This window comes from Bacillus sp. BB081, assembly GCF_008368895.1.
Taxonomy (GTDB): Bacteria; Bacillota; Bacilli; order Bacillales; family Bacillaceae_G; genus Bacillus_A; species Bacillus_A wiedmannii.
Genome location: NZ_QOZX01000007.1, coordinates 82,716 through 96,334, shown reverse-complemented (window position 1 = coordinate 96,334; position 13,619 = coordinate 82,716). Strand labels below are relative to the sequence as shown.

Genomic DNA, 13,619 nt, shown 5'->3' with positions numbered 1-13,619 from the left:
TTGTTTTATGTTGTTTTTATTTTATCTGGTGTAAAGTCTCTGCTGTTATGTAACTTTTCAAAGTTTCTAATCCTATTATAAACAATTATCTGACTTTTGTGAACAGAAAGAATTCAAAAATTTTATATTACTATAAAATTCCTTATTTAAACATCTGTATAATACTCATAACTGCATAGGCAATTCCAGCCCCAATTAATGGACCTACAGCAACTCCATTAAATAAAGCAACCGCTATAATTGTCCCGAAAACGAGCGCAGTTGTAATATGAGGATCCGTCGTCAATAATTGTACGCCGCCTTTGGCTAACAAAGCAACCGCTACCCCTGAAGCTAAAGCAATCCATGCATAATACGATTTCGCCGCTTCTCCAAGTTGTTTAAAACCTATTTCCCCCGTCGCAATCGGTACGAGTACTGCTATTGTAATAACCGTAACACCGAGGTTAATCCCTTTCGTTTGTAGATAAGGAAAGACTTTATCCCCTAGAAACGTAAATTTCAATAAAAACAACACACCAATAGCTACAGTAAGCGATTGGTTTTTAGCAACAAGTCCTATAATAAGTAGTATGAATAAAAATAACGTTGACTGACTAATCATGTTTGCACTTCCTTTCTGAAAATAATGAACTCATTTCCAAACAAAAATACCTTTAAACCTATCGTTATACATGCTATATCGATGTATATTCAACAATAACCACTTCATTTTTTATGTATTTTAAAATGCTAAAATGAGACTTTTATCATCAAAAATTTAAGCATGTATACATTTTTGAAAACGATTGTCTCTCCTTTCTTTTCTAATAAGAAACAGGTAAAATAAAAAGAAGAGAAAATGAAGTTTTTACCATATAGTAGAAGCATCAACACCAAGCTTTTACAGTCACTCATGTACTGAAAAAGCAGGAAAAATCCATCATTCCACTATAACATAAAGTGAAACTTTAATCAGCGGGGCACACTCGTTATAAGTTGAACGAATTAGGATAATCCAAATTGGAATGGGAGGTATACATCTTTGAACCGAAACTTACTATATATGATATTGCGACTCATATTTGTCATTGTAGCAACGGTAGCCGGGTTCTATGCATTACTATATATGTCAGGACTTATCTACCCTTTTATTATCGCTTTCGCATTTGCTTATTTGATTAATCCCGTCGTCAATTTCCTTAATCAAAAACTACAATTTCCTCGCGCACTAGCGGTACTCGTTAGCTTAATTCTCGTATTCGGAGCTATCGTCGGACTCGTTACATATCTTGTAACGGAAGCAATATCTGCCACAACATACTTACTACAACTTGTTACAGTAAAGTTTCCGGATATCGTTAAATTCGCAGAGCAATTTGCACTTAATCATATTATGCCTCTCTATGATGATTTAATTTCTAAATTTAATCATCTTGGTGAACCACAGCGCTATACGATTACACAAAACATTCAAAACTTAGGAACCGAAGCAACGACGCAAATGAAAGAACTTTTAACTGCTATTATAAGCGGATTAACAAATTTCATTAGTGCATTACCAACCACTTTAACTGTCCTTGTATTCGTTTTATTAGCCACTTTCTTCATTAGTTACGATTGGCACCGTCTTGCTCAGAAAGTAAGAAAATTTTTGCCGAATCGTGTTCATGGCTATGGAAAAACTATTTTTGTCGATTTAAGAAAAGCTTTATTTGGTTTTGTTAAAGCGCAGCTTACACTCGTATCTATGACAACTGTTATTGTACTAATCGGACTTTTAATATTACGCGTACCATACGCCATTACTATCGCAATTATTACAGGGGTTGTAGATTTACTCCCGTATTTAGGAACAGGCGCCGTCTTCGTTCCTTGGGTTATATACGTATTTTTCACCGGCGACACTGCTTTCGCCATCGGTCTTCTCATCTTATACATCGTCGTGATTGTCCAAAGACAAATTATGGAACCTAAAGTACTTTCCTCCAATATCGGTCTTGATCCATTAGCAACACTGATCGCTCTATTTGTCGGCTTTAAGCTTTTTGGCTTTTTAGGATTAATCATCGGTCCAGTCATCTTAGTACTACTTAATACATTGCACAAAGCTCGTGTATTCCATGATTTGTGGAAATATATTAAAGGCTCACCTTCAAAATAATAGTTTCTAATTCATATACAGCAAAAAACTTACATGTAATCAGTGGGAATTTCCCACTGATTATTCCTTGTACTTATTTTTCACACTCATTACATGCAACAAGAGGATTTCCCACAAAAAGGATAATACTCTTGTTTTTTGCATTGAAAACGCATATTTCGAGGTATTTTTACATATTTATTCTATTTTTTATATAATTATTACTTACATTTATTACTTTTTATGTAAATGAATAAATATACAAAACAGTATAAAATGAGACTTAAACTAACAATTTTCCTGTTCGCATCTAACTTTTCCATACCAATTAATTCTTTTTATATACAAAAACCAGCTTGAGTTCATATGAATTTCCCTACAACACACTCATTAAGAACCACCTACATATCCAATCGAAAAATACACAGCAAATATAATAAGGCAAAACTACGATTCGTAAGGATTTTGTCCACCACCGATTATTAACTTTCACCAACCGGACTTGTATGAGCAGCCTGATTTTCACTTAACTCCTTCGCATTCACCAAATTTTAAGGCATGATACAGCAAAACTTTAATTAACAGAGCTTCATCCATCTCCCATCCTTTTGCGGGCAAAAAAAATAGTACTTAGATCGCTATAATCTAAGCACTATTTCTGCACAATAATAGTAGAACTCTTTCTAAACTTCCATTCCATCCACTTCATAACAAATGGCTTCAACAAAGTCCTCGTCATAGGGAGAACAAAGATAAAACCTATTATATCCGTTACATATCCAGGAAGTACCAAAAGAATACCTCCTACAAAGATAAAAATACCATCCAGTACCGCTCCTCCTGGCATTTCTCCTCTATTCAACTTAGATTGAATCTCTCCAAGCACTTTAAATCCTTGTCTTTTCGCCAAATAGACACCTACAACACCCGTAAATACAATCATAGCGAACGTAGACCATAAACCTATTACATGACTCGATCCAATTAAAACTGTAATCTCAATCGCCGGTATTAAAATAAACAAGAATAGTAACCACTTCATAGTTCTACACTCCTCTCACGCATCACTTTAAAAGAACCCAGAGCGCCCGTATACGCTACACAGAAACTAAACACCTTTCCCTATTGAACCTCGTAACAAACGGATTTTAAACGCATTTCTGGGCGTTTCAAGCTGATTCTGCCTCGTTTTTGTGTAAAAAAAAGAGAAGGACTCCGATCCTTCTCTTCGTATTACTTATAGCACTTCCGCATGTCCATTATAAACAATTCCGCGTGCTGCATCAACTGTTACTTCTTGGCCATTTTTTAAAGTTGCTGTTACGCCGTTTACACCAACGATAACAGGAATACCGATTGATACACCTACAACAGCCGCATGGCTTGTAAGACCGCCTTCTTCTACAACTAGAGCAGCAGCTTTTTCGATTGCAGGAATCATATCTTTATCAGTGCTTGTTGTAACAAGGATATCACCTTTGTTTACGTTCGCTACAGCTTCAGCAGCTGTTTTCGCTACAACTACTTTACCTTTTGCAGCTTTACGACCGATTCCTTGTCCTTTCGCAACTTCTTCACCAACAACATGGATTTTCATTAAGTTTGTTGTACCAGTTTCAGCAACTGGAACACCCGCAGTGATTACTACAGTGTCTCCAAGTCCAATTAGACCTGCATCCATACCTGTTTGAATTGCAGTATCTAACATTTCGTCAGTAGACGCTGCACGTTTCCCAGCCATAAATGCTTGTACACCCCAAACAAGCGCAAGACGACGTCCTACTTGCTCGTCAGATGTTACAGCTACGATTGGAGATTTCGGACGGTATTTAGAGATCATTTTCGCAGTATGTCCACTTTCTGTTGGAGCTACAATTGCAGCTACATCAAGAGCAAGTGCTGTATGCGCAACAGATTGGCTAATTGCATCTGTAATCGTTGGAGTGAACTCTTTAATACGTTTTTTGAACATATCTTCATATTGTAATGATTTTTCAACACGTACTGCAATGTTAGCCATCATTGTTACTGCTTCTACTGGGTATTGACCAGCAGCTGTTTCACCTGAAAGCATGATTGCATCTGTACCATCGAAGATTGCGTTAGCTACGTCACTTGCTTCCGCACGAGTTGGACGTGGGTTACGTTGCATAGAATCTAACATTTGTGTCGCAGTAATAACCGGTTTACCTAACACGTTACATTTTTTGATTAGACGTTTTTGTACTAATGGTACTTCTTCTGGTGGAATTTCTACACCCATATCACCACGAGCTACCATTAAACCGTCAGAAACTTCTAAGATTGAATCGATGTTATCGATACCCTCTTGGTTTTCGATTTTTGGTACGATTTGGATGTATTGAGCGTTATGCCCTTCTAATAATTCACGGATTTCTAATACGTCAGATGCTTTACGCACGAATGAAGCTGCGATGAAATCAACTTTTTGCTCGATACCGAAAACGATATCTTTTACGTCTTTTTCAGTGATACCAGGAAGCTTAATGCTTACGTTTGGTACGTTAACACCTTTTTTATTTTTTACAGTTCCGCTGTTTAAAACTTTTGTACGGATGTTTCCGTCAGCTTTTTCGATTACCTCTAGTTCGATAAGACCGTCATCGATTAGAATACGAGAACCTGGGTCTACATCGTCATAAAGACCAGCATAAGATACAGAGAACTTCTCTGCAGTACCTAATACTTGCTCAGTAGAAAGAACTACTTCTGCACCTGTTACAAGCTCAGCTTGTCCGTCTACGAAGTCGTGAGTACGGATTTCTGGACCTTTTGTATCAAGTAAGATACCAACTGTTTTACCAGTTTTCTTTGAAGCCTCACGAATGTTTTTAATACGAGCGCCGTGCTCTTCATGGCTACCATGAGAGAAGTTTAAACGAGCAACGTTCATACCCGCTTCGATTAATTGTTCTAATTTCTCAATACTTTCACTAGCAGGACCTATAGTACATACAATTTTAGTTTTACGCATATTGCACCTCCGAAAATTATGAAACCGTTCCCAAATATCCGACATTAAGCCGATTAGATGGATAATTCTTTAGATAATTGATACATATCTTTATCGATTGTATGCTTTTGAGCTAACGCTTCGATAATATCATGATCAACAAGTTTATTATCTTGAATACCTACACAACGTCCACCTCTACCAGCAATTAATAATTCAACCGCTCTTGCGCCAAGACGACTTGCTAATACACGGTCTTGTGCACTTGGTGATCCACCACGTTGTACGTGACCTAATACAGTTACACGAGTATCAAAGTTTGTTGCTTCTTCAATGTGCTTACCGATGTCAATTGCACTTCCAACACCTTCAGCCACAATGATAATACTGTGTTTTTTACCACGTTCACTACCACGCTTCAGACGAGCAATAACATCTTCCATGTCATACTCTTCTTCTGGAATTAAGATTGTTTCGGCACCATCAGCTAAACCAGCCCATAATGCGATATCTCCAGCATGACGTCCCATTACTTCGATAACATATGTACGTTCATGAGATGTAGCTGTGTCACGAATTTTATCAATTGCATCAATAACAGTATTTAAAGCTGTATCGAAACCAATTGTGAAGTCTGTTCCAGGAATATCATTGTCGATTGTACCTGGTACACCAACACATGGGAATCCTTGTTCAGTTAATTTTTTAGCACCTTGGTAAGAGCCATCTCCACCAATAACAACAAGTCCTTCGATACCGTGTTTCTTTAATTGCTCGATACCTTTTAGTCGTACTTCTGGATCTTTAAACTCAGGACATCTTGCTGTATATAATTTCGTACCACCACGGTGGATAATATCGCCAACAGAACCAAGTTCTAATTTTTCAATATGACCAGAAATTAAACCCGCGTATCCATGGTAAATACCATATACTTCAATATCATGGAAAATCGCTTTACGAACAACTGCACGAATGGCAGCATTCATACCAGGTGAATCTCCACCACTTGTTAATACACCAATACGTTTCATTTGTACTCACCTCATAAAGATTATTTGCCTTATAATAAAATAACACGAAAAAATATAAAAACACAATGGAGAAGATGTGTCTTTTCATAATAAAAACGTGCATTCGCGAAGAGGAACGCACGCTTTTATTATTTTATCCCAATGGAAGCGTTTGAAAACGAAACTTGCCCAATTTTCATATATTTTTCATAACGTTTTTCGATTAATTCATCTTTCGAAATTCCGCTTAATTGTTCAAAAGTTTTCTTAAGCATTAAATCTATATTTTCTGATTGTTTTAAAATATTACGATGCGCTCCACCTTTTGCCTCTGGAATAATTTCGTCAATTACACCTAATTCTTTCAAATCTAATGCTGTAATTTTCATCGCTTCTGCAGCTTCTTTTGCTTTACCAGCGTCTTTCCAAAGAATTGCCGCCGCACCCTCTGGTGTAATAACAGAATACGTGGAATTTTCCAGCATATGAATGTAATCTCCTACTCCAAGACCTAACGCACCACCACTACCACCTTCACCGATAACAATACAAATAACAGGTACCGTTAAACCCGCCATTTCAAATAAATTACGGGCAATCGCCTCACTTTGTCCACGTTCTTCAGCTGCTTTACCAGGATAGGCTCCCTTCGTATCGATGAAACAAATAATAGGACGATTAAACTTTTCCGCTTGTTTCATTAGACGCAGTGCTTTTCGATATCCTTCTGGATGAGGCATCCCAAAATTACGACGAATATTTTCTTTCGTATCTTTTCCGCGTTGGTGCCCAATTACAGTTACAGGCATCCCCTTATATTTCGCAATGCCGCCGACAATCGCTGCATCGTCGCCAAATAGGCGATCTCCATGACATTCAAAAAAATTAGTAAATAAGTGCTCAATATAATCGAGCGTTGTCGGTCGTTCTGCATGACGAGCAATTTGAACACGGTCCCATACTTTCATATTGCCGTATATATCTTCCTCTAATTTTTCTAGCTTGTCTTCCAAAATACGAATCTCCTCACTGAAGTCCATCTGGCTGTTTTTCGTATAGTCTTTCAGTTCACGAATCTTATTTCTTAGCTCAACAACTGGTTTCTCAAATTCTAGCTCTGCCATACAGCCATTTCCCCTCCTTGATGAACTTCTAAAATCTTACGGAGCGATTCTCTCATATCATCACGATGCACAACCGCATCTAATTGACCGTGCTCTAATAAAAATTCTGCCGTTTGGAAATCTTCCGGTAGTTTTTCACGCACTGTTTGTTCAATTACACGTCTACCAGCAAATCCGATAAGTGCACCTGGCTCTGCAAGATTGTAATCACCAAGTGAAGCGAAACTCGCTGAAACCCCGCCCGTCGTTGGGTGAGTCATAACAGAAATAAATAACCCTCCTGCATTACTATGCTTTTTCAAAGCTACGCTTGTTTTTGCCATTTGCATTAAACTTAATATCCCTTCTTGCATACGGGCACCACCCGACGCAGTAAAGATAATAAATGGAACTTGTAAGTCGTATGCTTTTTCAACTGCACGGGCAATTTTCTCTCCTACAACAGAGCCCATGCTGCCCATTCGAAAACGAGAATCCATTACTGCAACAACAACAAGCATGTCATCAATTGTTCCTTCACCAGTTACAACCGCTTCGTTCAATTTAGTCTTCTTACGATCGCTCTCTAGTTTCTCTTCGTATCCTGGAAACTCGAGTGGATTTAATGAAACCATTTCTTTGTCATACTCACGGAATGACCCTTCGTCCAATATACTATCAAGACGTTCCCATGCATTCATAGGATGATGATATCCACAATTCACACATACTTTTAAATTTTTTAGAAGCTCTTTCGTATACATGATTTTTTTACATTTCGGACATTTTGTCATAACGCCATCTGGTACATCTTTTCGTACTTGTTCTGAAGGTATTGCAGCGTACTTTTTCTTTTTCACGAATAAATCTCTTAGCACAATTTGACCCCCTTCATTGAGAGCTAAGGTTAGCGCAAGAAGAAAATTGGGCTAACACCAAAGTTTGATGTTAGCCTTATCTTCTCAATCTGTCTAATAACCTCACTCTTTACGTTTAACTTTAACCGCTACGCGATAGAATGTTTGTCATAACGTGTCATGGTCATTTCGACAAATTTTATACATTACGAGTGAAACTGTATATTCTCTACTAATTCATCGTAAATTTTTAGTGCATCATTTTCTTGTTTTTCTTCCAAAGTAGCATAAAGCTTTCTATACATATCGATAGAATCTCCTGAAACTTCACAAGAAAGAGTTGATACGTAATCATTTACGATCATCCAAATGCGATATAGTAAATAATTATCGACTTGTTCAATGAGTGTTTTAAAGAACGTTTGATGAAGCATCGGAATTGAGTTTTCATTTTCTTCAAGCACTTGATTTAATTTTCTTAGCACTTTAGAAAACGTTTCTTTCGGCAAATTACATACAATTCGAATCATATCTTTCTCAAGCAATCGTTTTGTTTGTAATAAATCACGAATTGTTTTCTCATCTTGCAGCAAGAACGGCGCAATCAATTGTACAAGACCGTTATCGTAAAAGTTTCGAATAAACGTCCCTTCACCACGTCTCGTTTCAATCAATCCTACCAGTTCTAAAGCACGCAATGCTTCTCTTACAGAGGAACGCCCTACGTTTAAACGTGAACTTAACTCACGCTCAGACGGCAAACGATCCCCCGCCACCAATCCATCTTCTTCCATAATGGAACGGATTTTTTTTACAATTTCGAGATATACTTTTGTATTTGATGATGTCAATGGAAATTCCTCGCTTATTCTTTACCAATCAGCGCTAATTGTTTTGTTTTCTCAGCAATCTCATTTGGATCTACTTGACGGCGAGCTACTCCTGTCTCCATTGCAGCTTTCGCAACGTAAGCTGCCACTTGAGGCGCTACACGCGCGTCAAACGGTGCCGGAATGATATAGTCTGCATTCAACTCATCTTCCGCTACAAGCTCAGCAATAGCCTGTACAGCTGCCATCTTCATTTCTTCGTTAATTTGTGTCGCATGTACGTCAAGTGCACCACGGAAAATACCAGGGAACGCTAGTACATTATTTACTTGGTTCGCGAAGTCAGAACGACCTGTTCCAACAACAGCTGCGCCCGCTGCTTTTGCCAATTCTGGCATAATTTCTGGAACTGGATTCGCCATTGCAAAAATAATTGCATCGTCATTCATTGTACGAACCATCTCTTCTGTTAATGCACCTTCTGCAGATACACCAATGAATACGTCCGCACCTTGTACAACGTCAGCTAAAGAACCTTCGATACGATTCTTATTTGTATATTTTGCAACTTCATCCTTCACCGGATTCATCCCTGTAGGACGACCATCATAGATTGCGCCTTTACGGTCACACATAATAATGTCACGTACACCATAGCGATATAAAAGTTTAATAATTGCAATACCTGCTGCACCTGCACCATTTGCGACAACTTTAATGTCAGACATTTTCTTTCCAACTAATTTTAGCGCGTTCACAAGACCTGCTACTGTTACGATAGCTGTTCCGTGTTGATCATCATGGAAGATAGGAATATTTGTTTCTTTTTTCAAACGTTCTTCAATAATGAAGCAGTTTGGTGCTGCGATATCCTCTAAGTTAACGCCGCCAAAAGTTGGCTCCATTAATTTTACAGTTTCAACAATTTTATCTACATCGTTTGTATTTAAGGCAATTGGGAATGCATCTACACCAGCAAAGCTCTTGAATAATACAGCTTTACCTTCCATTACTGGAAGAGATGCTTCAGGTCCAATGTTACCAAGACCAAGTACAGCCGTTCCATCTGTCACAACTGCTACCATATTTCCCTTCATCGTATATTCATATACCTTACTTTTATCGTCATAAATTTCCTTACAAGGTTCTGCAACCCCTGGAGAATATGCAAGACTTAAATCTTTTGCATTTTCTACTTTTACTTTTGATACAGTTTCTAATTTTCCTTGATGCACTTTATGCATGTGAAGTGCTTCTTCACGAAGTGTTGACAAACTATCCACTCTCCTCAAATTATTCTAGCTGATATCAATTTCTCCAAGTGGTCTGACCACGAACACTACTACTATAATAATCGAAGTGTAGGGAAATTGTCCATTATATTTTCACAACTACATTTTCTTCCCCGACAATTTCACGAAGTGCTCCTAAACATTCTTCACTTGGATGAATCGATAAACTTCGAGACAATTGTACCATTTTATGTTCCTTTTCATAATAAATTAGTACTTTCGCAAAACCTGAATAGTCAAACAATATTTTAGTAACCTGATTTAAAAGCTTTTTCTCATACTGAGACGACAATTTCACGTAAACAGATGCATCTTTCTTTTCTTCATACACATCCATTTCTTCTAACGGATATAGTCCATTTACAATCCATTGCAACTTATGATTTCTAAGCTCAATCATGCCGTCAACTAAAACAATTGCTCCTTCTTGTAACTTATCTGAGAAATGTATATATGTTTCAGGGAAAAGAACTGCTTCCATTTCATCGTTTTGATCACAAAATGTAATAAACGCCATCTTTTGCAACTTTTTCGTACGAATCACTCTCACGCTTGTTATATACACGATAGCCCTTTGTACTTTTTTCTTATGTCGCATTGCCTGAGCAAGAGATGGAATTTCTAATTCCTTCTCTAACTTCACATACTGCGCTGTCGGATAGCTTGATAAATAAAAACCTAGTGCTTCCTTCTCTTTATTTAACTGTTCAATAAAAGAGAGCTCTTCTCCTTGCACGTATTTTGATTTTGGAACAGCATCTCCTAAATCACGTGCAAGATTTGCGTACTCTAACGCTCCTTTAAGGCTTTTCCATAAATTTGTTCTCGAAACACCAAAATCGTCAAAACACCCAGACCAGACGAACGCCTCTAAATTTCGCTCTGTTACAAACTTTGATGGCATGCGAAGACAAAATTCAAATAAATCTTCAAATACTTTTTTCTCTCGTTCTTCGAGTAATGCTGTCACTGTAGCCATTCCGATGTTTCGAATTGAAAGTAAGCTGTAACGTATCGCATTACCTTCTATTTGGAAATTGTAACCACTTCTCTGAAGAGACGGCGGCAAAACGTGAAAACCTTTCCGCTTCGTTTCTCGTATATACTGCACAATCTTATCTTCATTTCCAATTGCACTTGATAATAATGCTGTCATAAATTCCAGCGTATAATTCGCTTTTAAGTAAGCAAGCTGATATCCAATCATACTGTAGGCTACAGCGTGACTTCGGTTAAAACCGTAATTCGCAAATCTTACAATTAAATCGTAAATTTTCTCTGCGGATGTCTCGTCATAACCATTTTGTAAACAGCCTTGTACAAAATGCTTACGCTCCTGATCTAAAATATCACGATTTTTTTTACTCACTGCACGGCGTAATAAATCTGCTTCTCCGAGCGAGAATCCCGCCAACTTCGACGCAATTTGCATAATTTGTTCTTGGTATACAATTACACCGTATGTTCTTTCTAAAATCGGCTTTAAATCCGGATGTAAATATTCAATTTTTCTTTTTCCGTGCTTTGATTCAATAAAGGTTGGAATTTGTTCCATTGGTCCTGGTCTATATAACGAGTTAACAGCGACAATATCTTCAAATTCATTCGGTTTTAACCCGCGAAGTACATTTCGCATACCACCTGATTCAAGCTGGAATACACCTGTTGTATCCCCTCTACCTAACAATTGGAACGTCTTTTCATCTTGAAGTGGTAAATTTCTTAAATCAATTTGTGTCCCCGTCTTTTTCACGATAAACTTTATAATATTTTCAAGTAACGTTAAATTACGTAATCCTAAAAAATCCATCTTTAACAAACCAAGTTCTTCTAATGCATCAGCTGGGTATTGCGTAACATACACATCGTTATGCCCTTCTTGTATTGCAACACTTCCGGTTAACGGCTCTTGGCTCATAATAACGCCAGCTGCATGAATAGACGTATGACGTGGTAAGCCTTCTACACGTTTTGCAATTTCAAACACACGCTCATGTAACAGATTCCCTTGTATGAACTCACGGAGTGATTGCGATTCCTCATATGCATCTTTTAACGTTATACCAAGCTTTGATGGGATAAGTTTTGAGAATATGTCAATATCTCGTGGCGGAAGCCCCATTACACGCGCAATATCTCTAATTGCCGCTTTCGCTGCAAGCGTCCCGAACGTTACAATTTGTGCAACACGCAGCTGACCATATTTATCTTTCACATATCGAATCATCTCATCACGCCTTATATCTGGAAAATCGATATCAATATCTGGAAGTGTCACACGTTCAGGGTTTAAAAATCTTTCAAATAATAGATCGTATTCAATCGGATCAATATCTGTAATTTCTAATACGTAAGAAACGAGTGAGCCGGCTGCCGATCCACGTCCTGGTCCTGTTAAAATATGATTTTCATGCGCATACTTCATAAAATCCCACACGATGAGGAAATAATCACTAAACCCCATACTAGAAATAACGTTTAATTCATGATTCAGACGCTTTATATGTACTTCTTTCGGCGTACCATATCGTTTCTGCAAGCCTTCTTCACAAACGCGGCGTAAATACATATCATTCGTCTCGTTAGCTGGAACAGGAAATTTCGGTAATTGATTTATATGAAACGGTATTTCTACTCTGCAACGTTCTGCAATTTCTACTGTGTTATAAATCGCTTCTTCTACGTGAGAAAATAGTGCTTCCATTTCATCTGATGATTTTAAATAATATTGATCCGTTTTCAACCTTGGTCTATCTGGATCAGTCATTTTCGTTCCACTTTCAACAGATAATAAGCACTCATGAACAAGTGCGTCACTTTGATTGATGTAGCGTACATCGTTTGTTGCAACGACTGGAACATTTATCCTACTCATAAATGCAGGTAATTTCTCTTGCAGGAGCAGTTCATCTTGAATCGCATGATGCTGCAAACTCATATAAAAATTGTCGAACATACTTTGATACATGCGAGCTACTTCTTCAGCTTGACTCTCTTTGTCTTCTAATAATAATTGTTCGATTTCCCCATCTTTACCTGGTGAAATAGCAATTAATCCTTTCGCATAATGGGCAAGCCACTTTTTCGGAATACCTTCTTTTGACTTCGTCATAATGCTACTAGAAATCTTTAATAAATTTTGATAGCCCATTTCATTTTCAGCAAGTAAAACAAGCGGATAAGATTTTTCCTCTTCTTCACTAAAAATAGAAGCTGTTAAGCCGATAATAGGCTGTATACCATGTTTCTTACATGCTTTATAAAACGGAATAACGCCATACATAACATTTTCGTCCGTAATAGCGAGTGACGAAAAACCAAGTTCTTTCGCCCTGACTACAAGCTCATCAATTTTACAAGCACTTTTTAATAAACTAAAAACGGTTTGACATTGTAAATGCACAAACTTCACTGTTGTACCCTCTCTT

General features: G+C 37.6%; 10 protein-coding genes. 1 reads left to right on the top strand and 9 read right to left on the bottom strand.

Features of this window, described 5'->3' with window-relative positions; all coding sequences use genetic code 11:
- Nucleotides 1-142 precede the first annotated feature (142 nt).
- A complete protein-coding gene (locus tag DN394_RS05350) occupies nt 143-604 on the bottom strand; it encodes a DUF441 domain-containing protein (RefSeq protein ID WP_000625511.1) in 462 nt (153 codons plus the stop codon).
- Between the two features lie 420 nt (nt 605-1,024).
- Between DN394_RS05350 and ytvI the strand changes: the two genes are divergently transcribed.
- A complete protein-coding gene (ytvI, locus tag DN394_RS05345; RefSeq protein ID WP_001081380.1) occupies nt 1,025-2,143 on the top strand; it encodes a sporulation integral membrane protein YtvI in 1,119 nt (372 codons plus the stop codon).
- Nucleotides 2,144-2,774: 631 nt separating this feature from the next.
- On the opposite strand, the gene DN394_RS05340 is transcribed toward ytvI, so the two are convergent.
- From DN394_RS05340 to dnaE, 8 genes are all read right to left on the bottom strand, one after another.
- Complete coding sequence (locus DN394_RS05340) at nt 2,775-3,164, bottom strand: FxsA family protein (protein WP_000871635.1); 390 nt, start codon at nt 3,162-3,164, stop codon at nt 2,775-2,777.
- 195 nt (nt 3,165-3,359) lie between these two features.
- Complete coding sequence (gene pyk / locus DN394_RS05335) at nt 3,360-5,117, bottom strand: pyruvate kinase (RefSeq protein WP_001232679.1); 1,758 nt, start codon at nt 5,115-5,117, stop codon at nt 3,360-3,362.
- 53 nt (nt 5,118-5,170) lie between these two features.
- On the bottom strand, nt 5,171-6,130 hold the full coding sequence (pfkA, locus tag DN394_RS05330) for a 6-phosphofructokinase (protein WP_000821162.1): 960 nt from the start codon (nt 6,128-6,130) through the stop codon (nt 5,171-5,173).
- Nucleotides 6,131-6,258: 128 nt separating this feature from the next.
- Nucleotides 6,259-7,233, bottom strand: coding sequence for an acetyl-CoA carboxylase carboxyl transferase subunit alpha (gene accA / locus DN394_RS05325; protein WP_000818786.1), 975 nt, complete (start codon nt 7,231-7,233; stop codon nt 6,259-6,261).
- Nucleotides 7,221-8,090: an acetyl-CoA carboxylase, carboxyltransferase subunit beta gene (gene accD, locus DN394_RS05320; protein ID WP_000942866.1), complete on the bottom strand. Its 870-nt coding sequence runs from the start codon at nt 8,088-8,090 to the stop codon at nt 7,221-7,223. The genes accA and accD overlap by 13 nt, the downstream gene beginning before the upstream one ends.
- Before the next feature lie 185 nt (nt 8,091-8,275).
- Nucleotides 8,276-8,920 (bottom strand): FadR/GntR family transcriptional regulator, encoded by a 645-nt coding sequence (locus tag DN394_RS05315; RefSeq protein ID WP_000204434.1) that lies wholly within the window; start codon nt 8,918-8,920, stop codon nt 8,276-8,278.
- A gap of 14 nt (nt 8,921-8,934) precedes the next feature.
- Entirely contained in the window at nt 8,935-10,143 is a 1,209-nt protein-coding gene (gene ystJ, locus DN394_RS05310) for an NADP-dependent malic enzyme (RefSeq protein WP_161796084.1), read from the bottom strand.
- A 133-nt stretch (nt 10,144-10,276) separates the two neighbouring features.
- The gene (gene dnaE / locus DN394_RS05305) at nt 10,277-13,603 is read right to left on the bottom strand and encodes a DNA polymerase III subunit alpha (RefSeq protein WP_098953868.1); all 3,327 of its coding nucleotides are present in this window, start codon (nt 13,601-13,603) and stop codon (nt 10,277-10,279) included.
- Between the last annotated feature and the right edge of the window lie 16 nt (nt 13,604-13,619).